Genomic DNA, 21,019 nt, shown 5'->3' on the forward strand with positions numbered 1-21,019 from the left:
TGATCCGGGCTCGCCCTCAGCCGTCGCGGCGGGTGGTCCAGCGGAAGGTGCCGAGGCAGAGCAGCAGCCCGATCACGCACCAGGCGGCCAGCACCAGGGCGACCCGACCCAGCTCGTACGAGCCACCGGGCTCCTGCCCGGCGAAGGCGCCCGGTAGGAAGACCGAGCGGAGCCCCTGACACATCCACTTGAGCGGGAAGAGCGCGGCCACCTGCTGCATCCAGCTCGGCAACTCGGTGAAGACGAAGAACACCCCGGAGGTGAACTGGAGGACGAGGGCGATCGGGGTGACCACCGCCGATCCGCTGCGCGACGTCCGCGCCAACGAGGAGACCGCGATGCCGCAGAGCGTGCAGGCGGTGATACCGAGGACGGAGACCCAGCCGAAGGTCAGCCACTTCGTGGCGGTGCCCGGTAGTTGTAGGTCAAACACGGCGACCGAGACGGCGAGTAGCAGCGCTGTCTCGACGACGCTGATCACCACAACCATGATCACCTTGCCGGCGAAGTACACCCACTTCGGCATCGGTGTGCCGCGGTAGCGCTTGAGTACCCCGCGGTCTCGTTCGATCGGAATCCAGATACCGAGGTTCTGGAAGCTCACCGTCATCAGACCGGTCGCGATCATGCCGGTGATGAAGTACTGCGGATAGCTCACCCCGGGCGCTATCTCGCCGTCGAAGACCGCGGCGAAGATCAGGATCATGACGACCGGGAATCCCATCGTGAACACGACGGACTCCCGGCTGCGCAGGAACTGGGTGAGCTCCAGCCGGCCCTGCCGCAGCGCGAGGGCGAGTGGGCCGGGCTGGTGGCCGGCTGCTCGGGCGGCCGTGGCGGGCTTCAACGTGGTGGTCATCGGTGTCCGATCATCTTCAGGTAGATGTCCTCGAGGGTTGGCCGGGTAACCGTGAGCCCGGGCACCTCACCGCCGAAGCGCGTGGCCAACTCCGTCACCAGCTCGGTGGGCGTCGCGCTCTCCGTGCTTTCGGTAAGCCCCTCGGGCGTACGCCAGGAGACCGTCGCCTGGGCCTGCTGCCGGTTGCCCAGGTGTTCGGGTGCGGCTACCTCGATCAGTCGGCCGCCGGCGATCACCCCCACCCGGTCCGCGAGCGCCTCCGCTTCGTCGAGATAGTGCGTGGTCAGCACGATCGTCGTCCCCGCCGCCGCCAGATCCCGAATTAGCTGCCAGAACTCGCGCCGTGCCTCGGGGTCGAAGCCGGTGGTCGGTTCGTCGAGGAAGAGCAGCTCGGGCCGGCCGATGATGCCGAGCGCCACGTCCAGGCGGCGTTTCTGTCCGCCGGAGAGGGTGTGGGTGCGGGCCCGGGCCTTGCCGGCCAGCCCGACCCGGGCGATCACCTTCTCCGGATCGTCGGCGTCGGCGTAGAAGCCGGCGAAGTGGTGGACCAGTTCGGAGACACTGAGCTCGTCGAACTCACCGACGCCCTGGAGGACGATGCCGATCCGGTTGCGCCAGCTCGCGGCGGGGGCCGCCGGGTCGCTGTCGAGCACCGAGACCTCGCCGGCGTCGCGCCGCCGGTAGCCCTCCAGGATCTCCACGGTGGTCGTCTTGCCGGCGCCGTTCGGGCCGAGGAGGGCGAACACCTCACCTCGGCGGACCTCCAGGTCCACCCCCGCCACGGCCACGTTCTTCCCGTACGCCTTGCGTAGCCCCCGCGCGACGATCGCGAGCTCGTTGTCCATGCAACAAGTGTGCTGCCCCCGCGCAATCGGTCGAGCGCCGGGGTGTGGTGGTCGCTGTGGAATTTTCCACAACCCGATTTACCCGTCAGTAACTTAAACTCCCGCCATGGACGAGAAGGCCCCCCCAGGTCGGCTGCCCGAGCGGGACCGTCCGTGGGTGATGCGAACCTATGCCGGGCACAGCTCGGCCGCCGCGACCAACGCGCTCTTCCGCCGCAACCTGGCGAAGGGGCAGACCGGGCTCTCGGTCGCCTTCGACCTGCCCACCCAGACCGGGTACGACCCCGATCACGAACTCGCCGCCGGGGAGGTCGGCCGGGTCGGGGTGCCGGTGGCGCACCTCGGCGACCTGCGGGCCCTCTTCCAGGGCATTCCCCTGGCCGAGATGAACACCTCGATGACCATCAACGCGCCGGCGATGTGGCTGCTCGGCCTCTACCGCACCGTCGCCGCCGAGCAGGGGGCGCAGCTCGACCGCTGCGCCGGCACGACCCAGAACGACATCATCAAGGAATACCTGTCCCGCGGAACCTACATCTTCCCGCCGGCAGCGTCCCTGCGGCTGACCGCCGACCTCATCGCGTACACGTTGGGGGAGATGCCCCGGTGGAATCCGGTCAACATCTGCTCGTACCACCTTCAGGAGGCCGGCGCCACCCCGGTCCAGGAGGTCGGCTTCGCGCTCGCCACCGCGGTCGCCGTCCTCGACGCCGTCCGGGACTCCGGCCAGGTGCCGGCCGAGCGGATGGGGGATGTGGTCCAGCGGATCAGTTTCTTCGTCAACGCCGGCGTGCGCTTTGTCGAGGAGATCGCCAAGATGCGTGCCTTCGGTGCGCTCTGGGACGAGATCACCCGCGACCGGTACGGCGTGGCGAACCCGAAGCAGCGTCGGTTTCGCTACGGCGTCCAGGTCAACTCCCTGGGGCTGACTGAGGCGCAGCCGGAGAACAACATCCAACGCATCGTGCTGGAGATGCTCGGCGTGACCCTCTCCCGGAATGCCCGGGCCCGGGCGGTACAACTCCCCGCCTGGAACGAGGCACTTGGTCTGCCCCGCCCATGGGACCAGCAGTGGTCGCTGCGGATGCAGCAGGTGCTCGCGTACGAGTCGGACCTGCTGGAGTACCCCGACCTGTTCGACGGTTCGCACCTGATGACGGCGCTGGTTGACGAGATCGTCTCCGGAGCCCGGGTCGAGTTGGAGAAGGTGCTGGAGATGGGGGGTGTGGTCGCCGCGGTCGAGACCGGCTACCTGAAGAGCGCCCTGGTCGCCTCGCTCGCCGACCGGCGTCGCCGGATGGAGGCCGGCACCGATGTGGTGGTTGGCGTCAACCGGTTCACCGAGACCGAACCCTCCCCGCTGACCGCGGCCGGCGCCGCCGCGATCGAACAGGTCGACCCGGCGGTGGAGGCGACCGCCACGACCGCCGTACGCCACTGGCGGGCCAGCCGGGACACGGTGGCTGTGGACGCCGCGCTCGCCCGGCTCCGCGCGGACGCCGCGTCCACCACGAACCTGATGTGGGCCACGCTCGACTGCGTACGTGCCGGGGTGACCACCGGTGAGTGGGCGGGCGCGCTGCGGGAGGTCTTCGGGGAGTACCGGGCCCCCACCGGCCTAGCCGGGGCGGTCGGTTCCGGCGCGGACGGCCCGCTGTCGGCGGTCCGGGCCCGGGTCGTCGCCACCGCCCGGCAACTGGGCGGTGGACGGCTGCGGCTGCTGGTCGGCAAGCCCGGTCTGGACGGGCACTCCAACGGTGCCGAGCAGATCGCGGTCCGGGCCCGGGACGCCGGCTTCGAGGTGGTCTATCAAGGCATTCGGCTGACCGCCGGGCAGATCGTGGCCGCCGCCGTGGAGGAGGATGTGGACCTGGTCGGCCTCTCGGTCCTCTCCGGCTCGCACCTGGCGGCGGTGCCGGCCGTCCTGGCGGGGCTGCGCGCCGCCGGGCGGGGGGATCTGCCCGTCGTGGTCGGCGGCATCATCCCGGAGGCGGACACGCAGACCCTTCGGGATGCCGGGGTCGCCCGGGTCTTCACGCCGAAGGATTTCGCGCTCACCGGGGTCGTCAACGAGTTGGTCACCGTGGTTCGCCACGCCAACGGCCTGCCGGAGCAGTAGCTCCGTTACCCTCGTCAGGTGCGGTTGGTGATTGCGAAGTGCTCTGTGGACTATGTTGGACGGCTCTCGGCCCACCTGCCGCCAGCCACGCGCCTGGTGATGGTGAAGGCGGACGGGTCGGTGTCGATCCACGCCGACGACCGGGCCTACAAGCCGCTGAACTGGATGAGCCCCCCGTGCCGGCTGGAGGAGTCGCCGGGCGTCTGGCGGGTGGTCAACAAGGCTGGTGAGGAGCTACGGATCACCCTGGAGGAGGTCTTCCAGGACACCGCCTACGAGCTGGGTGTCGACCCGGGCCTGCGAAAGGACGGCGTGGAGGCGCACCTTCAGGAGCTGCTGGCGGCCAGCCCGGAGACGCTGGGTGAGGGCTTCACACTGGTGCGCCGGGAATACATGACGGCGATCGGCCCGGTGGACCTGTTGTGCCGGGACGCGGCGCAGGGCGCCGTCGCGGTCGAGGTGAAGCGTCGCGGTGAGATCGACGGGGTGGAGCAGCTCACCCGCTACCTGGAACTGCTCAATCGGGACCCACTCCTGGCGCCGGTGCAGGGTGTCTTCGCCGCGCAGGAGATAAAGCCGCAGGCGCGGGTGCTCGCCACCGACCGGGGGATCCGCTGCGTGGTCGTGGACTACGACAAGCTGCGTGGCATCGAGCGGGACGAGCTGACGCTGTTCTGAGTTGCCCGCAGCCCACAGCATGAGGGCAGGGGGCCGCGGCGCAGCTCGAAGGCAGGGCGGCCGCGGGCGGGTCAGCGGCCGTAGAACCGTCGGACGAGTTTGACCAGTCGGGCGATGTCCGCGTCGGTGCGGTCGAAGGTCGTCGCGGGCAGCAGTGACCGGGCCCGGCGCCGGGTGATGGCCTTGGGGCGGGCGAACTCCCGCAGCCCGTCCGCGCCATGGATTCGTCCGAAACCGGAGTCGCCCACACCACCGAAGGGCAGGGTGGACATCCCGGCGAAGGTCAGGGCCGAGTTCACCGAGGCCATCCCGGAGTGCAGCCGCCGTGCGACCGCCATGGCCCGACGCCGGCCGAAGACCGAGCCGCCCAGCCCGTAGCGCAACGCGTTGGTCCGGGCGACCGCCTCGTCAACGTCCCGGACCCGGTTGATGGTCAGGGTGGGGCCGAAGGTCTCCTCGCGGATGGCGGCTGAGTCCTCCGGCACGTCCACCAGCACGGTCGGCTGCACGTACGGCGGCTGCACCGCGTCTGCCCCGCCGAGCACCGCCCGGCCACCGCGGGCCAGCGCGTCGTCGATGTGCCGGCGGATCACCTCCAGCTGGCTCGGCATGGTGATCGGGCCGATATCGGTGCCGTCGGCGCCCACGGTGAGTCGTCCGGCCCGCTGGACCACCCGGTCAACGAAGCGGTCGAAGACCCCCTCGACGGCGTAGACCCGCTCGATGCCGATGCAGGTCTGGCCGGCGTTGGTGAGCCCGCCCCAGACGGCTGCCGCGGCCGCGGCGTCCAGGTCGGCGTCGGTGTCGACGATCATGGCGTCCTTCCCGCCGGCCTCGATGAGCACGGGGGTCAGGGACTCGGCGCAGGCGGCCATCACCTTTCGACCAGTAGCCGTGGACCCGGTGAAGGCCACCTTGTCGACCCCGGACCGGCACAGCGCCGCGCCGACGTCGCCGAGGCCGTGCACCGCGGCGAACACCGGCTGCTCGGTGACGACCTCGGCGAAGCTGTCCACCAGCCACTGGCCGACGGCTGGGGTGTACTCGCTGGGCTTGAGGACCACGGCGTTTCCCGCGGCCAGGGCGTAGGCGATGGAGCCGATCGGGGTGAACACGGGGTAGTTCCACGGGCCGATCACGCCGACCACCCCGTACGGCTGGTATTCCAGGTGGGCGGCGAACTCCGCCAGCATCAGCCGGGACCGTACCCGGCGGGGGCCGAGCACCCGCTTGGCGTTGCGTGCGGCCCAGTCGACGTGCTCGACGGCGGTGACCACCTCGATGACGGCCTCGGCGACCGGCTTGCCGCCCTCGACATGCACCAGCTCGGCGAGCTCCTCGATCCGGGACGCCAGCCGGCTCCGCCAGCGCAGCAGCCGCTCCCGTCGGGCGGCGACGCCGAGCCCGGCCCACCACCCGCTGGCGGCACGGGCCCGGGCGACGGTTGCTTCGACATCGGCGGGGGACGCGACCGGCAGCCGCCCGGCCTCCGCGCCGGTCGCCGGGTTTGTCGACACGAGTCGACCATCCTCGATCACCGGCGTGCCCGGAACATGTACAGCCGTCATGGCAGAAGTTTAGACCCGGCTTGCTACTCACCGGTAGGGCAGGCTACGTCCGCCTACTGTCACCCCGGCGTCGTGACATAGCCCACGGCATCTCGACAACCCTGCGGCACATGGCAGACTCGCGCGCATACCTTAGCGGCCGTTAATTCCGGCTGCATGGAGCTGACCAGGGAGGCTTGGCGTGACGCGCGAGTTCGCCAGTGTGGGTGTGGTGGGTCTGGGCACCATGGGTGCCGGCATCGTCGAAGTCTTCGCCCGAAACGGCATCGACGTCGTCGCCGTCGAGGTGACCGAGGCAGCGCTGGAGCGCGGCCGGGCCACCCTGACCGGCTCGACCGACCGGGCGGTCGCCAAGGGCAAGCTCGCGGCGGCCGACCGGGACGCGCTCCTGGCCCGGGTCAGCTGGCAGGTCGGGCTGGCGGCCCTGCACGCGGTCGACCTGGTGATCGAGGCCATTCCCGAGCAGCTCGATCTGAAGCAGCGAATTTTCGCGGAGCTGGATCGGGTCTGCAAGCCCGAGGCGGTGCTGGCCACGAATACCTCGTCGCTGTCGGTGACCGAGATCTCAGTGGCGACGACCCGCCCCAACCAGGTCATCGGCATCCACTTCTTCAACCCGGCGCCGGTCATGAAGCTGGTGGAGATCGTCCGGACGGTGGTCACCTCGGCCGAGGTCGTCGCCGACGTGGAGCGGCTCTGCGCGCGGCTGGGCAAGGTCGATGTGACGATCAGCGACCGGGCGGGCTTCATCGCCAACGCCCTGCTCTTCGGTTACCTCAACCATGCGGTCAGCCTGGTCGAGGCGCGGTATGCCAGCCGGGAGGACATCGACGCGGCGATGAAGCTCGGCTGCGGTCTGCCGATGGGCCCGTTGGCGTTGATGGATCTGATCGGGCTGGACACCGCGTACGAGATTCTGGACACGATGTACCGGCGGGGCGGCCGGGACCGGCGACACGCCCCAGTGCCGCTGATCAAGCAGATGGTCACCGCCGGGCTGCTCGGTCGGAAGTCGGGGCGCGGCTTCTACACCTACGAGCGGCCGGGCTCGCCGGTGGTCGTACCAGACGACCAGACGCCGGTGAGTGAGGAGTCGACGCTCGAGGCCCGTGCGCGGGGCACCGCGAAGGTCGGTGTGGTCGGTTCCGGGACGATGGCGACCGGCATCATCGAGGTCTTCGCCAAGGCTGGCTACGAGGTGGTCTCGGTGACCCGCGGAGCGGAGAAGTCCGCCAAGCTCTTCGAGGCGGTCAAGACCTCGCTCAACAAGGGCGTGGTGCGGGGCAAGCTGGGCGAGGCCGACCGGGACGCCGCGCTGGGCCGGATCACCTGGTCCGCGACGTTGGAGCACCTCGCCGACGTCGACCTGGTGGTCGAGGCGGTCATCGAGGAGCTGAGTGTCAAGAAGGCGCTCTTCGCCAGCCTCGACGAGATCTGCAAGCCCGGTGTCGTCCTCGCCACCACCACCTCGTCGCTGCCGGTGATCGATGTCGCGATGGCCACCCAGCGTCCAGCGGACGTGGTCGGCCTGCACTTCTTCAACCCGGCACCGGTCATGTCGCTGGTGGAGATCGTGCAGACCATCCGTACGTCGGCGGAGACCACCGCGACCGCGAAGGCGGTCTGCGGGGAGTTGGGCAAGACTGGTGTGGTCTGCGGTGACCGCTCCGGGTTCATCGTCAACGCGCTGCTCTTCCCGTACCTCAACGACGCGGTGAAGATGCTGGAGGCGAGCTACTCGACCGCCGACGACATCGATCACGCGATGAAGCTCGGCTGCGGGTACCCGATGGGCCCGTTCGAGTTGCTCGACGTGGTCGGCCTCGACGTGTCCCTGGCTATTCAGCGGGAGCTGTACCTGGAACTGCGCGAGCCGGGGTTCTCCCCCGCGCCGCTGTTGGAGCACCTGGTCACCGCCGGCTATCTGGGCCGGAAGACAGGCCGGGGCTTCCGCGATCACACCCGTCGCTGACCGGTGGTGCGGGCCGGTCGCGTCGCCGGCCCGCCGACGCCGTGCGACCCCGTCCCGCCGTACGCTGGAGGTGTGAGCCCTCGTCGTAACCGATCCCGCCGGGATGAGAGCGTGCAGGTCGATTCCGCGCGGCTGCGGCAGGGGGTCGAGTCGGTGCAGCAGTGGCGGGACGGCGACTGGCAGGTTCGGTTGATCATCGGCGGCGCGTCGGTGAAGACCTACCGTTGCCCCGGTTGTGACCAGGAGATCCGGCCCGGTGTGGCGCATGTCGTGGCGTGGCCCGCCCAGGGGTGGGGCGATCCGACCGACCGCCGGCACTGGCACAGCGGCTGTTGGCGGGCCCGGGACCGGCGGGCACCGATCGTGCAGCGGGGTCGCGGCGCGCCCCGCCACGGCTGAGGCGCGATCTGATCGCGGTCCTCCGACCCCGGCCGGGTTGCCGGCCCGGTGACGGGGGAGACTGGGCGGGTGAGCACACCCATCCGCGCCTCGTCGATCCTGCCCGGCCGCCGGGAGGAGATCGAGCTGCACACCGCCGACGGGCTGCGCCTCGTCGGCGAGCTGGCCCGACCGGTCGACCGCGCGCCGGTCGCCACGCTGGTCTGTCTGCATCCGCTGCCCACCCACGGCGGGATGATGGACAGCCACGTGTTCCGCAAGGCCGCCTGGCGCCTGCCGGCCCTGGCCGACCTGGCGGTGCTGCGGTTCAACACCCGGGGCACCACCAGCATGCGCGGTACCAGCGGGGGGACGTTCGACAACGCGGTCGGCGAGCGGTACGACGTCGCCGCCGCCATCGAGTACGCGGAGTTCCACGAGCTGCCGGAGATCTGGCTGCTGGGCTGGTCGTTCGGCACCGATCTGGCCCTGCGGTACGGCTGTGACCCAGCTGTGGCCGGTGCCCTCCTGCTCTCCCCGCCGCTGCGGTTCTCCGGCCCCGAGGACCTGGCGCACTGGGCCTCCGCCGGCAAGCCGTTCACGGCGCTGGTGCCGGAGTTCGACGACTACCTGCGGCCCGACGAGGCGCGGGAGCGTTTCGCGGCCGTGCCGCAGGCTGAGGTGGTCGGAGTGCCGGGGGCCAAACACCTGTGGGTCGGTGACGCCGAGACCGTCCTCGACGAGGTCGTCCGGCGGGTCAACCCCTCCGTCCCCGTGCCGCTGCCGACCACCTGGGACGGCCCGATGGAGACCGGTGATGTCAGCGCGTACGCCGATCGCACGGTGGCGGCCTTCGCCGACCGGCCGGTGCCGGGCCCAGCTGCAGACTAGCGGGAGTCCTGGCGCGGGATGACCACCTCGCGCAGGATCAACTGGAACGCCGCGACGGTGGGGATCGCGATGAGGGCGCCCACCACGCCGATCAGGGCGACACCGAGCAGCGCCGCTACCAGGGCGGCTACCTCGTTCACTCGCACCGATCGGCGCATTACCTTGGGGTAGATCAGGTAGTTCTCCACCTGCTGGTAGATGAGGAAGAACAGCACGCAGGCGATTCCCACCGGCAGGTCGGTGGCGAAGCCGACCAGGCTCACGATCACCGCCCCGAGCGTGGCACCGATCTGCGGGATCAGGTCGGTCACCGCCACCACGACGGCCAGGGCGAACGGGTACGGCAACCCGGCGAGCAACGCGAAGACGAAGGTGGTCGTACCGGCGAGGAGGGCGATGATGAGCGCCCCGACGATATACGCGCCGACCTTGGCGATGATCTCGTCACCGATGAGACGTACCCGATCCCGACGGGACCGGGGGACGAGCGCGTATCCGAGCGACCGCAGCCGGTTGAAGTACGCCAGGAAGTAGATGGTGAGTACGAGCACGGTCAGGGTCCGGAAGACGGTGCCGAAGATGAGCTGGGCGCCGCCGAGTACTCCGTCGAGTGCCTGGCCGAGGGTGCCGGTGTCCGCCGCGTGCTGCGCCCGTTCCACCAGGTCGTACCGCTCGATCAGCTCGTTGATGGTCTCACTGCGCCGCAGCGTCTCCAAATAGCTGGGGAACTGCTCGATGAACTGGTTGGACTGGGTGATGATCGGTGGCACCAGGGCTACCGCGCCGCTGCAGAGCAGGAGGAGCAGGGTCAGCATGACGACCGTGACCGCCAGCCCGTGGGGCAGCCCGAGCCGGCGTAGCCGCGCCACCGCCGGATAGAGCCCGACGGCGAGGAAGAGCGCGATCACGACGGGGACGAGTAGGCCGGCGGCGTTGCGCACGCCGAGGAAGAGGGCGTAGGCCAGCAGCGCGCCGAGCCCACCGGTGAAGCCGACGAGGAAGCTGCTCCGGCGCAGGGGCCGCCCCGGCACGCCGAACCGCCCGGACCCCTGGTCGGCGCGGTGCTGCTGCGACTCCGGCTCGCCCGGCGCCACCGGAGCTCAGGCCGCCCGCCCAGCGCCGTGGCCGGCCCGCCACGCCTCGCTCCGCCACCGGCGGGCCTGGCCCGGAGTCGCCGTCCAGCCGGCCGGCTCAGTCCTTGTCAACGACGACCTTGCTCGGCTTGGAGCTGCGCTCGTCGGTGGTGGGCTTCGCCGGCCGGGTGTTGTTCTCGCCGGTACTGGTGATCTTCGTGGGGGCGGCTGCCCGACCCCCTTCACCCGGTACGGCCGCGACGGTCGGCTCACCGTCCACCCCGGCGCTGGCCTCATCACCGTCCTTCGTGGTAACCGACTTCACGCTGCCCTTCGCGGACTCGTCAACCGCGGGTTCGATCCGCCCGCGGGCCGGCTGGCCGGCATCAGCCGGATCGACCTTGCCGACCTCGGCCCGGTCGCCAGCGGGCGGCGCCGGCGCGGCCGTCGGGGCCCGACCGTTGTCGGAATCGCTGCCCGCGGTCCCATCCGGAGCGGGCTTGGCCGCACCGGACAACTCCAGCCGAAGTGCTGCCACCTGTTGCTGCAGATCGTCGGACTCCTGGCGGGATCGCCAGGTCTCCTGCCGCAGATCAGCGAGCTGCTGCTGCGCCTGCGCGATCTCCGCCATCACCTGGGCGAGTTGCTGCCGGCTGGTCGCGGCCTCCTGCTGCGTCGCCGCCAGGTGCTGTTGGGTGGTGGCCAGGGCCTGCTGGGTGGTGGCGGCGTACTCCTCGAACTGGCGTCGGGAGGTGGCGGCGTACTCGTCGGCGGTGCGGCGCTGCTCGGCCGCCGCCTCCTCGGCCTGGCTCAGCAGCGCCGATGCCTCCTGGTCCGCACGCTCCCGTAGGGCCTGGGCATCCTGCTCGGCGGTCCGCCGAATGCTCTCGGCGGCACCCTCGATCTCGTTTCGGCGGGCCGTGTACGTGGACTCCAACTCGGTCCTGCGCGAGGTGAACTCGGTTTCCAGCTCCTGCTGTCGGGTCTCCAGCTCCTGCTGCCGGGTAGCGAATCCGGTCTCCAGCTCCTGCTGCCGGCTTGTGTACTGCTGCTCCAACTCGGCGTGCCGGGACTCGTGTCGCTGCTCCAACTCGTCGCGGCGGGACTCGTGTCGCTGCTCCAACTCGTCGCGGCGGCTGGCGAACTCCTGGTCGTCGGCGGCTCGGCGCTGGTCCAGCTCGCGGTCAGCCGCCGCCCGGCGGTTGTTGACCTCTTTCTCCACCCCCGCCCGCCACGCTCCCAACTCCTGTTGGGTCTGGGCTCGGGTTTGCCGGGCGTACGCCTCGGTCTCGGTGCGTGTTTCCTGCGCGTACGCCTCGGCCTCGGCCCGCTGCCGCTTTGCCGCGTCGGCAGCCTGCTTGGCGAGTAGCTCCGCCTCCTGGCGGGCCTTGGTGTGGGCGGCCCGGCCAGCGGTGCTGGCGTCGTCGATGATCTGCTTGGCCTCCTGCTGGGCCTTGGCGTGGGTAGCCCGGCTCGCCTCGGTCGCCTGCTCCACGAGGCGTCCGGCCTCCTCCTGCGCCTTGGCCTGCACCTCCTTGGCGGCCTCCCGCAGCTCGGTCGCCTCCTGCTGGGCCTTGTCCTGCGCCGCGCGGGCCGCCTCGCGCAGTTTCGTCGCCTCCTGCTGGGCCCGCGTGTGCACCTCTTTCGCGGTGTCCCGCAGTTGGGTGGCTTCCTGCTGGGCCTTCGTCAGCGCCTCCTGCGCGGTCTTGCGTTGCCGGGCGGCCTCCTCGGTGGCGGCCTTGATCGCGGCGTCGGCCTGTTCGGTGGCGGTTTTGACTGTGGCGTCTGCCTGTTCGGTGGCGGCCTTGACCGCGGCGTCGGCCTGTTCGGTCGCGGTTTTGACTGTGGCGTCGGCCTGTTCGGTCGCGGTTTTGACTGTGGCGTCGGCCTGTTCGGTGGCGGCCTTGACCATGGCGCCTGCCTGTTCGGTGGCGGCCTTGACCGTGGCGTCTGCCTCCGCTTTCCGAGCTGCGGTGTGTCGCTCCTCCTCGACGCGGCGAGCGGCCAGGGCCAGCTCGAAGTCCTTGAGTGCTTGGGCCGCCTCCGCCCGCGCCTCGTCGATGATGTGCTCGGCGGCGGCTCGGCGGGAATCGATCTCCTTGTTCGCGGCGGCGAGGATCTCTTCGGCCTGTTCTTCGGCGAGGGTGAGGACTTGCTCGACGCGGGGTCCAAGGTGCCGGAAGGAGGCACGGTCCACCACGCCGACCTGCTTGCGGACCTGGGCGAGATCTCGCTGGAGCACCTCCACCTGGCCAGCCAGCTTATGGATTTGGGTGTAGGCCTGCTCTCGCTCGGCAGTCAGGGTGGCGATCTCGTGCTCGGCGCGAGCGACGTACCGGTTGACCTGCCCTTTCACGTACCCCCGCAGGCCGGACTCGAAGCTGGGCTCCGTGGTCACATCCCCGCCGAGAGCGAACAGTTCCTCGCCGTTCGACATGACCCCATCCTCACACGCAATCGGCCCTCTTGGGGCGATACGGACTCGTCGGATGCAGCGGTTCAACCGGTGCGATCCGGACTTAGAACAACGTACGGCGCGGGGCGACACCGGATGTCCAGCATCGCCCCGCGTGGTGGAACAGGCCTGGCTGAGCTGATCAGCTGGCTGATTCGGTGCTCTCGCTCTTCTTCGCCTCCGTGGTGTCCTCCGATTTCGCCTCCGTGGCAGCGGCCACGGCGGAGGCAGCAGCCGCGGCGGCGTCCGGTCCCGTACCCGGGACGATGCCGGCGAGCCCGGAGAGCATCTGGCCGAGTTGAGAGGTGACAGCGTCCTTCTGGCGGGTCAGATCCTCGACCTCGCGGCGGGCCGTCTGAGTAGCCAGGTCGGCCTCGGCGCGGGCCTCGGTGAGCAGTCGCTCCGCCTCGGCCTTCGCTTCGTTCAGGCTCTTCTCGGCGGTCGCCTTGGCCCCTTCGACCGTGTCGTGGGCGGTGCGTTCCGACTCGACCCGGCGCGCCTCGGCGCGCTGCTCGATCTCCTTGGCCCGCTCCTGGGCGGCCCGGGCCCGCTCCTCGGCCTCGTTGACCAGCTTCTGGGTCTGGGCGACCTGGGTGGCGTGCCGCTCCGACTCCTCGCGCTCGGCCTTTTCCCGCCGTTCGGCCAGCTGCAGCTCAAGGGCCTGGAGGTCCTTGTCGCGCTTGTCCCGCGCGTCGGTGAGGAGCTTTGTCGCCTCGGCGCGCTTCTCCTCGGCCTCGCGGGCGGCCTTCGCCCGCTGCTGGGTGATCTCCCGCTCCGCGGTGGCGCGGAGGGTGGACACCTCCCGCTCGACGGTGGACTTCAGCTCGGCCACCTCATGCGCGGTGACGGTGCGCAGCTGCTTGGTCTCCCGATCGGCGTCGGAGCGCAGGGTGTCGGCCTCGCGGCGGGCCTGGACGCGAACCTCGGCCGCCTCTCGCTCCGCAGCGGTCCGGACGTTGCCCACCTCCCGCTCCGCGGTGGCCTTCATCGCCGCCACCTCGGCCCGGGCCTTGTCAGTGATCTCCCGGGCCTCGAGGCGGGCGGCGGAGAGAATGCCCTCGGACTCCCGCTTCGCCTCGTTGCGGTGGTCGTTGGCGTGCTCCTCGGCGAGCCGAAGGATCTGCTCAACGCGGGTGCCGATGCCGGAGAGGGTCGGCCGATTGTTCTCTTCGAGTTGCTTGCTGGCCTCGGAGAGCTTCTGGTCGAGGGCGGTCATCCGCTGCTCGGCCTGGCGGAGCCGGCGCTGCGCGTCGTTCATCCGCTGCTCGGCCTCGGCGCGGGCCTGCTCGGACTGGGTCAGCGCGGCACTCAGCCGACCAAGGAAGTCGTCAACCTGGCCTTTGTCGTAGCCGCGCAGGGTGACGGTGAAGTCCGGCTGGGTGTTCGCGCTATCGAAGAACGCAAGAGGGGAGGACTGCTGCTGGGGCATTGGGACATACTGGCAGACGACCAGGGGGCCTTCGCAAGAGCGCCCCGGCCTTTGCCATCCTCATTACAGGGTCAACCCGGTTGGGTCGCAGCGGCCGGACCAATCGGCGATCTTGGCTGCTCCCGGACGGGGTGACGGTCTGAAGTGGGCTCTGGAATGGGGCCGTGAGCAAGGACTCGCGGCCCCATTCCGTTCTGCACCGGTATCGGGGGAGCCGGCATCGTTCGAATGGGCGTCCAGGCCAGCGAAAGGAAAGGCAATCCAGCCGCCACATTGGTGGCGACCCTTGCCCGTCTGATCAGTGACCGCGGAACCGGTTGATCGCTGCCTCGTGCCGCCCGCGGAACTCGGGGTCGCGCACACCGAGGCCGTCCGTCGGAGCAAGGCAGCGGACGCCGACCTTGCCCTGGTGCGCGTTGCGGTGCACCTCATATGCGGCCTGGCCGGTCTGCTCCAGGCTGTAGGTCCTCGACACGGTCGGGTGGATTTTGCCAAGGGCGATCAGCCGGTTCGCCTCCCAGGCCTCCCGGTAGTTGGCGAAGTGGCTGCCGACGATCCGCTTCAGGTGCATCCAGAGGTAGCGGTTGTCGTACTGGTGTTGGTAGCCACTGGTCGAGGCGCAGGTGACCACGGTGCCGCCGCGTTTGGTGACGAAGACGCTGGCTCCGAAGGTCTCCCGCCCCGGGTGCTCGAAGACGATGTCGGGGTCCTCGCCGCCGGTCAGCTCGCGAATTCGTTCACCGAAGCGGCGCCACTCGTCCGGGTCCTGGGTCTGCTCGTCCTTCCAGAACCGAAAGTCCTCGGCCGCCCGGTCGATCACCAGCTCCGCGCCCATCCGCCGGCACAGCTCCGCCTTTTCTGGCGAGGAGACCACGCAGACCGGAATCGCCCCGCCGGTGAGCGCCATCTGGGTGGCGTAGCTGCCCAGGCCGCCCGAAGCCCCCCAGATCAGTACGACGTCCCCCTGCTTCATGTTGGCGCCGTGATGGGAGACGAGCTGCCGGTACGCGGTGGAGTTGACCAGCCCCGGGCTCGCCGCCTCCTCCCAACTGAGGTGGCGGGGCTTCGGCATGAGCTGGTTGGCCTTGACGATCGCCAGCTCGGCCAGACCGCCGAAATTGGTCTCGAAGCCCCAGATTCGCTGCTGTGGGTCGAGCATGGTGTCGTCGTGTCCGGCGGCCTCTTCCAGCTCCACCGAGAGGCAGTGGGCGACGACCTCGTCGCCGGCCTGCCACCGGGTCACGCCGGGACCGGTACGCAGCACGACGCCCGCCGCGTCCGAACCGACCACATGGTACGGCAGGTCGTGTCGCCTGGTCAGCTCGGAGAGTCGGCCGTAGCGCTGAAGGAACTTGAAGGTCGGTAGCGGTTCGAAGATGCTCGTCCAGACCGTGTTGTAGTTGATGGCGCTGGCCATCACCGCGACCAGTGCCTCGCCGGGACCGGGTTGCGGGGTCGGCACGTTCTGGACATGCAGCGCCTTGCGTGGATCCTTGTCCCGCGTGGTCATCCCATCGAAGATATGGGTCTCCTCGGCGCGTACGACGACGCCTCGGTAGGACTGCGGAATCGGGAGCCGAGCAACACCGGCGAGTGCACGTTCGGGCTGCGCCGAACCCTCCGCAGCCATGATTGTTTCGAGGATGTCCTGCACTTCGACCTCCCGTTCGTCTGCCCAGCGCGTCGCCGGTAGGGGCATGCCATAGTCGGCGCCCGGTGGTCAGCCACCGGCTCGGCATTGACGCACCCGGCATCGACCGCGCTGCTGTGGAGGCGGACGTTACTGAACGGTAGCTTTGCTCGGAAGAGCTGTGTGAAAAAGTGCATCGATTGGTGGGTGGGCCGGCTCGGCAGGGAGCAGGGCGGGCCCACCCGTCTCGGTGGGCGGTGGCGGGCCCCCGTCTCAGTGGACTGTGGCGGGCTCGACCAACTCGACCAGGACGCCACCGGCATCCTTCGGATGAACGAAATTGATTCGGGAGTTCGCGGTGCCCCGCTTCGGCTGCTCGTACAGCAGGCGGAGGCCCCGCTCGCGCAGCTTCGCGCAGGCTACGTCGATGTCGGCGACCGTGTACGCGACCTGTTGCACACCCGGGCCCTGTCGGTCGAGGAACCGCGCGATCGTGGATGTCGGCGAGAGCGGGGCGAGCAGCTGCACGCAGCCGCCGGCGGCGGTCGGGCCGACCGCCAGCATCGCCTCGCGGACGCCCTGCTCCTCGTTGGTCTCGATGTGTACGCACCGCATACCGAAGGCGCGCTGGTAGAAGGTGATCGCCTCGTCCAGGTCGGGCACGGCGATACCGATGTGGTCGATGCGACGTAGTCCGATGTCTGTGTCGTGGTCCGCAGCGGACTCGACGGGGGGATGCTCGGCCATGGCCTCAGTCTGGCCGAACGGGTGTGCGGGGAGCGCGGCCGGTTGACTATCTCACGCCACGGAGCGGTGCTGACCCGGGTCACCGGATGGCGCTGACCCGGGTCGTCGAAATGGTGCTGCGCTACCCTGTCCGGACGGTCACGCGGGCGCTCCCGTGCCCCTGCGCGGCGGGGCGAGGTCTGCACCGGGTCGGTCCTGCCGCGCATCGCCGATGTGCGCGGGGTCACCGTCGCCGATCTGCGCTCAGAAGCTAAGGTGCGTCCTAACAATCGTTAAGGCGTACAGGTCGGGACCCTCGGAGGCAGGTATGGCTTCGGTGATCGTCAGCGGCGCTCGAACCCCGATGGGGCGACTGCTGGGAAATCTCAAGGATCTTTCCGCGACCCGGCTTGGTGGCGTGGCGATCAAGGCAGCGCTGGAGCGTGCCGAGGTTGCCCCGGACCAGGTCCAGTACGTGATCATGGGGCAGGTGCTCCAGGCGGGCGCCGGTCAGATTCCGGCCCGGCAGGCAGCCGCCGAGGCGGGCATCCCGCTCTCTGTTCCGGCGCTGACCATCAACAAGGTCTGCCTCTCCGGGCTGGACGCGATCGCCCTGGCCGATCAGTTGATCAGAGCTGGGGAGTTCGACATCGTCGTGGCCGGCGGCATGGAGTCGATGACCAACGCTCCGCATCTGCTGTTGGGGCAGCGGGGCGGCTACAAGTACGGCGACGTGGTGATCAAGGACCACATGGCCCTCGACGGGCTGACCGACGCCTGGGACTGCTGCTCGATGGGGGAGTCGACCGAGCGGCACGGCAGCACCAGAGGGATCAGCCGTGCGGAGCAGGACGCCTTCGCCGCGGTAAGTCACCAGCGTGCCGCCGCAGCCCAGAAGAATGGGCACTTCACCGAAGAGATCACTCCGGTCGTGCTCCCGCAGCGTAGGGGTGAGCCGCTGGTGATCAGCGAGGACGAGGGCATTCGTCCGGACGCCACCGCGGAGTCGTTGGCGAAGCTACGTCCGGCCTTCGCCCCGGAGGGAAGCATCACCGCCGGTAGCTCGTCGCCGATCTCCGACGGCGCTGCCGCCGTGGTGGTAATGAGTAAAGCCAAGGCCAAGGAGCTCGGGTTGACCTGGCTGGCCGAGATCGGCGCGCACGGCAACGTCGCCGGCCCGGACAATTCGCTGCACTCGCAGCCGTCCAACGCGATCGGCCACGCGCTCCGGAAGGCGGGCCTCACCATCAACGACCTGGACCTGATCGAGGTCAACGAGGCGTTTGCGCAGGTGGGCATCCAGTCAACTCGTGACCTCGGGATCAGCCCGGACAAGGTCAACGTCAACGGCGGTGCGATCGCCCTCGGGCACCCGATCGGGATGTCCGGTGCCCGGCTGGTCCTGACTCTGGCGCTGGAGCTCAAGCGGCGCGGCGGCGGCACCGGCGCGGCGGCGCTCTGCGGCGGTGGTGGCCAGGGCGACGCGCTGATCATCCACGTCCCAGCGGGGGCCGAGAGCCAGGGGTGAGCCAGACCGGCGAGCCCTCCTGGTTGGGAACGAAAGGCACCATGACTGACGCCGTCAACAAGGTCCCGGCCGGGCCGCCGGTGCGCCGCAGCCGGGACATTCCCATGCTCGTTGAGCGGGCCCGCGCGGGTGATCCCCGTGCGGTCGCCCGGCTCATCACGTTGGTCGAATCCGGGGATGAGACGCTGCCGCGGATCGCGGCGGCGCTCGCCCCGTACGCGGGTCAGGCCCAGGTGGTCGGCCTGACGGGTTCGCCCGGAGTGGGTAAGTCGACCACCACCAACGAGTTGGTGCGGGCGCTGCGTTCCCGGGGACACCGGGTCGGCGTGCTGGCCATCGACCCGTCCAGCCCGTTCACTGGTGGGGCGATCCTCGGCGACCGGGTCCGGATGCAGGACCACGCCACCGATCCCGGCGTCTACATCCGTTCCATGTCCAGCCGGGGGCACCTCGGTGGGCTTTCGGCGGCAACGCCGCAGGCGGTGCGGGTGCTGGAGGGTGCCGGCTGTGACGTGGTCCTGGTGGAGACGGTTGGCGTGGGTCAGGCGGAGGTCGAGGTCGCCTCGCTCGCGGACACCACGCTCGTGCTGCTCGCGCCCGGAATGGGGGACGCGATCCAGGCGGTCAAGGCCGGCATCCTGGAGATCGCCGACGTGTTCGTGGTCAACAAGGCCGACCGGGACGGCGCCGACGCCACGGTCCGGGACATCCAGGGCATGATCGCACTGGGGGAACGAGGGCCGGGGCAGTGGCGGCCAGCGGTGGTACGCGCTGTCGCCGTACGGGGTGAGGGGATCGACGACGTCGCCGCGGCGATCGACAAGCATCGGGGTTGGCTGGTCGAGCGGGGCGAACTCCGCCGTCGTCAGGAGGCACGGGCCGCCGCTGAGGTGGAGGCGATCGCGCTGGGCGCACTGCGGGCCCGCATCGGTTCGCTGCGGGACGGCACCGAGCTGCCGACGCTCGCTGCCCGGGTGGCCGCGGGTTCGCTCGACCCGTACGGGGCGGCTGACCAGCTCCTCACCCAGATCGCCGGCGACAACACCGGTAACCCTACCGGCCGGTACAAACGTCCTTAGCGATCGTTCAGGGCAGGATCTACACTCGGAGGTGGAGTCGCAGACCCGAGGAGGAGCCCCGCGGATGAACGCCGACGAGATCGCCGCTGGACGTAAACGCTGGCAGGACCGCTACGATGCCGCGCGTAAACGGGACGCCGACTTCACCACGCTCTCCGGGATGGCTGTCGCCCCGGTGTACGGGCCGCCGGAGGGGGTGGACCACCCCGGCTTCGAGCGGATCGGCTGGCCGGGTGAGTTCCCGTACACCCGTGGCCTACACCCGACCGGGTATCGAGGGCGGGCCTGGACCATCCGGCAGTTCGCCGGCTTCGGTAACGCCCGGCAGACCAACGAGCGCTACAAGATGATCCTGGGCGCGGGGGGCGGTGGGCTCTCCGTCGCCTTCGACATGCCCACGCTGATGGGCCGTGACTCGGATGACCCGCAGTCGCTCGGTGAGGTCGGGCATTGCGGCGTCGCGGTGGACAGCGCCGCCGACATGGAGGTGCTCTTCGACGGCATCGACCTGGCCGGGGTCACGACGAGTATGACCATCTCCGGGCCGGCCGTCCCGGTCTTCTGCATGTATCTGATCGCTGCCGAGCGGCAGGGCGCCGACCTCTCCCGCCTGGACGGCACCCTGCAGACGGACATCTTCAAGGAGTACATCGCACAGAAGGAGTGGCTCTTCGACCCGGAGCCGCACCTGCGCCTGATCGGCGACCTGATGGAGTACTGCGCCGGGGAGATTCCCCGGTACAAGCCGCTCTCCGTCTCCGGTTACCACATCCGGGAGGCGGGCTCGACGGCCGCGCAGGAGCTGGCGTACACCCTCGCCGACGGCTTCGGCTACGTCGAGCTGGGCCTCTCCCGCGGCCTCGACGTGAACGTCTTCGCACCGGGCCTGAGTTTCTTCTTCGACTCCCATGTGGACTTCTTCGAGGAGGTCGCGAAGTTCCGTGCCGCTCGCCGGATCTGGGCTCGCTGGCTGCGCGACGTCTACGGTGCCACCAGTGAGAAGGCGCAGTGGCTGCGCTTCCACACGCAGACCGCCGGGGTCTCACTGACCGCGCAGCAGCCGGTCAACAACGTCGTCCGGACGGCCGTGGAGGCCCTCGCGGCCGTACTCGGCGGCACCAACTCGCTGCATACGAACGCCCTCGACGAAACCCTGGCACTGCCCACCGACGAGTCGGCAGAGATCGCCCTGCGGACCCAGCAGGTGTTGATGGAGGAGACCGGGGTGACCAACGTGGCCGACCCGCTGGGCGGCTCCTGGTACGTCGAGGCGCTCACCGACAAGATCGAGGCCGAGGCGGAGGAGATCTTCGCCCGGATCCGGCAGCTCGGCGGTGAGGGACCGCACGAGATCGGTCCGATGACCTCGGGAATCCTCCGCGGCATCGAGGATGGCTGGTTCACCGGGCATATCGCCGAGGCGGCGTTCGCCTACCAGCGGGCGCTGGAGAAGGGCGAAAAGAAGATTGTCGGGGTCAACTGCCACACCGGCACCGTCGCCAAGGACCTGGAGATCCTGCGGATCTCGCACGAGGTCGAGCTGGAACAGCGGCGCACCCTCGGCGAGCGGAAGGCAGCCCGGGACGATGCCGAGGTCAGCGCGGCGTTGGAGCGGATGGTCGCGGTCAGCCGGACCAGCGGGAACATGATCCCGGCGATGCTCGATGCGGTCCGTGCCGAGGCGACCCTGGGCGAGATCTGTGACGCGCTGCGCCTCGAGTGGGGCGTCTACCGCGAGCCGGCTCGCTTCTGATGGCCGGTATCCCGTAGGCGCGGCGGGGAGGTGTGG

16 protein-coding genes are annotated in these 21,019 nt (G+C 69.8%); 8 read left to right on the forward strand and 8 right to left on the reverse strand.

Annotation, left to right across the window (positions count from 1 at the left end; all coding sequences use genetic code 11):
- Positions 1-16: 16 nt before the first annotated feature.
- Positions 17-859, reverse strand: coding sequence for an ABC transporter permease (locus B118_RS0102030; RefSeq protein WP_018222861.1), 843 nt, complete (start codon positions 857-859; stop codon positions 17-19).
- On the reverse strand, positions 856-1,704 hold the full coding sequence (locus tag B118_RS0102035) for an ABC transporter ATP-binding protein (protein WP_018809982.1): 849 nt from the start codon (positions 1,702-1,704) through the stop codon (positions 856-858). Before B118_RS0102035 ends, B118_RS0102030 begins: the two co-directional genes overlap by 4 nt.
- Before the next feature lie 106 nt (positions 1,705-1,810).
- Between B118_RS0102035 and B118_RS0102040 the strand changes: the two genes are divergently transcribed.
- Both B118_RS0102040 and nucS read left to right on the forward strand, forming a co-directional pair.
- Entirely contained in the window at positions 1,811-3,823 is a 2,013-nt protein-coding gene (locus B118_RS0102040; RefSeq protein ID WP_028192307.1) for a protein meaA, read from the forward strand.
- A gap of 18 nt (positions 3,824-3,841) precedes the next feature.
- Positions 3,842-4,501 (forward strand): endonuclease NucS, encoded by a 660-nt coding sequence (gene nucS / locus B118_RS0102045; protein ID WP_018222864.1) that lies wholly within the window; start codon positions 3,842-3,844, stop codon positions 4,499-4,501.
- Between the two features lie 71 nt (positions 4,502-4,572).
- Here nucS and B118_RS0102050 read toward each other — a convergent pair whose 3' ends face one another.
- On the reverse strand, positions 4,573-6,069 hold the full coding sequence (locus tag B118_RS0102050) for an aldehyde dehydrogenase family protein (RefSeq protein WP_018809980.1): 1,497 nt from the start codon (positions 6,067-6,069) through the stop codon (positions 4,573-4,575).
- 181 nt (positions 6,070-6,250) lie between these two features.
- On the opposite strand from B118_RS0102050, the gene B118_RS0102055 reads away from it, so the two are divergent.
- The 3 genes from B118_RS0102055 to B118_RS0102065 all read left to right on the forward strand — a co-directional run bounded on the left by B118_RS0102055 (position 6,251) and on the right by B118_RS0102065 (position 9,310).
- Positions 6,251-8,041, forward strand: a complete 1,791-nt coding sequence (locus tag B118_RS0102055; protein ID WP_018222866.1) for a 3-hydroxyacyl-CoA dehydrogenase family protein — start codon at positions 6,251-6,253, stop codon at positions 8,039-8,041.
- A 111-nt stretch (positions 8,042-8,152) separates the two neighbouring features.
- On the forward strand, positions 8,153-8,440 hold the full coding sequence (locus B118_RS0102060) for a hypothetical protein (RefSeq protein WP_018809979.1): 288 nt from the start codon (positions 8,153-8,155) through the stop codon (positions 8,438-8,440).
- Positions 8,441-8,509: 69 nt separating this feature from the next.
- Positions 8,510-9,310: an alpha/beta hydrolase gene (locus B118_RS0102065; protein ID WP_018222868.1), complete on the forward strand. Its 801-nt coding sequence runs from the start codon at positions 8,510-8,512 to the stop codon at positions 9,308-9,310.
- Here the strand turns inward: B118_RS0102065 and B118_RS0102070 are convergent.
- From B118_RS0102070 to mce, 5 genes are all read right to left on the reverse strand, one after another.
- Positions 9,307-10,404: an AI-2E family transporter gene (locus tag B118_RS0102070; RefSeq protein WP_018809978.1), complete on the reverse strand. Its 1,098-nt coding sequence runs from the start codon at positions 10,402-10,404 to the stop codon at positions 9,307-9,309. The genes B118_RS0102065 and B118_RS0102070 overlap by 4 nt on opposite strands.
- Positions 10,405-10,501: 97 nt before the next feature.
- Positions 10,502-12,820, reverse strand: a complete 2,319-nt coding sequence (locus tag B118_RS0102075) for a coiled-coil domain-containing protein (protein ID WP_028192308.1) — start codon at positions 12,818-12,820, stop codon at positions 10,502-10,504.
- Positions 12,821-12,980: 160 nt separating this feature from the next.
- Complete coding sequence (locus tag B118_RS0102080; RefSeq protein ID WP_018222871.1) at positions 12,981-14,267, reverse strand: DivIVA domain-containing protein; 1,287 nt, start codon at positions 14,265-14,267, stop codon at positions 12,981-12,983.
- 298 nt (positions 14,268-14,565) lie between these two features.
- The gene (gene ccrA / locus B118_RS0102085; protein ID WP_026185733.1) at positions 14,566-15,921 is read right to left on the reverse strand and encodes a crotonyl-CoA carboxylase/reductase; all 1,356 of its coding nucleotides are present in this window, start codon (positions 15,919-15,921) and stop codon (positions 14,566-14,568) included.
- Positions 15,922-16,170: 249 nt separating this feature from the next.
- Positions 16,171-16,644 carry a methylmalonyl-CoA epimerase gene (gene mce / locus B118_RS0102090; protein ID WP_018222873.1) on the reverse strand — a complete coding sequence of 158 codons (474 nt, stop codon included), beginning with the start codon at positions 16,642-16,644 and terminating at the stop codon, positions 16,171-16,173.
- Between the two features lie 307 nt (positions 16,645-16,951).
- On the opposite strand from mce, the gene B118_RS0102095 reads away from it, so the two are divergent.
- From B118_RS0102095 to B118_RS0102105, 3 genes are all read left to right on the forward strand, one after another.
- Positions 16,952-18,151, forward strand: coding sequence for an acetyl-CoA C-acetyltransferase (locus tag B118_RS0102095; RefSeq protein ID WP_018222874.1), 1,200 nt, complete (start codon positions 16,952-16,954; stop codon positions 18,149-18,151).
- Positions 18,152-18,192: 41 nt separating this feature from the next.
- The gene (gene meaB, locus B118_RS0102100; RefSeq protein WP_018222875.1) at positions 18,193-19,230 is read left to right on the forward strand and encodes a methylmalonyl Co-A mutase-associated GTPase MeaB; all 1,038 of its coding nucleotides are present in this window, start codon (positions 18,193-18,195) and stop codon (positions 19,228-19,230) included.
- Positions 19,231-19,294: 64 nt separating this feature from the next.
- Positions 19,295-20,983, forward strand: coding sequence for a coenzyme B12-dependent isobutyryl-CoA mutase large subunit (locus B118_RS0102105; protein ID WP_018222876.1), 1,689 nt, complete (start codon positions 19,295-19,297; stop codon positions 20,981-20,983).
- Positions 20,984-21,019: the final 36 nt, after the last annotated feature.

Origin of the sequence: Salinispora pacifica CNR114 (assembly GCF_000514775.1) — a bacterium.
In the GTDB taxonomy this organism is placed as follows: Bacteria; Actinomycetota; Actinomycetes; order Mycobacteriales; family Micromonosporaceae; genus Micromonospora; species Micromonospora pacifica.

Coding starts and splice junctions, on each gene's coding strand:
- B118_RS0102040 (WP_028192307.1), top strand. CDS start 1,811: ATGGACGAGAAGGCCCCCCCAGGTCGGCTGCCCGAGCGGGACCGTCCG.
- B118_RS0102030 (WP_018222861.1), bottom strand. CDS start 859: ATGACCACCACGTTGAAGCCCGCCACGGCCGCCCGAGCAGCCGGCCAC.
- meaB (WP_018222875.1), top strand. CDS start 18,193: ATGACTGACGCCGTCAACAAGGTCCCGGCCGGGCCGCCGGTGCGCCGC.
- B118_RS0102050 (WP_018809980.1), bottom strand. CDS start 6,069: ATGACGGCTGTACATGTTCCGGGCACGCCGGTGATCGAGGATGGTCGA.
- B118_RS0102075 (WP_028192308.1), bottom strand. CDS start 12,820: ATGTCGAACGGCGAGGAACTGTTCGCTCTCGGCGGGGATGTGACCACG.
- mce (WP_018222873.1), bottom strand. CDS start 16,644: ATGGCCGAGCATCCCCCCGTCGAGTCCGCTGCGGACCACGACACAGAC.
- B118_RS0102035 (WP_018809982.1), bottom strand. CDS start 1,704: ATGGACAACGAGCTCGCGATCGTCGCGCGGGGGCTACGCAAGGCGTAC.
- B118_RS0102105 (WP_018222876.1), top strand. CDS start 19,295: ATGAACGCCGACGAGATCGCCGCTGGACGTAAACGCTGGCAGGACCGC.
- B118_RS0102080 (WP_018222871.1), bottom strand. CDS start 14,267: ATGCCCCAGCAGCAGTCCTCCCCTCTTGCGTTCTTCGATAGCGCGAAC.
- B118_RS0102095 (WP_018222874.1), top strand. CDS start 16,952: ATGGCTTCGGTGATCGTCAGCGGCGCTCGAACCCCGATGGGGCGACTG.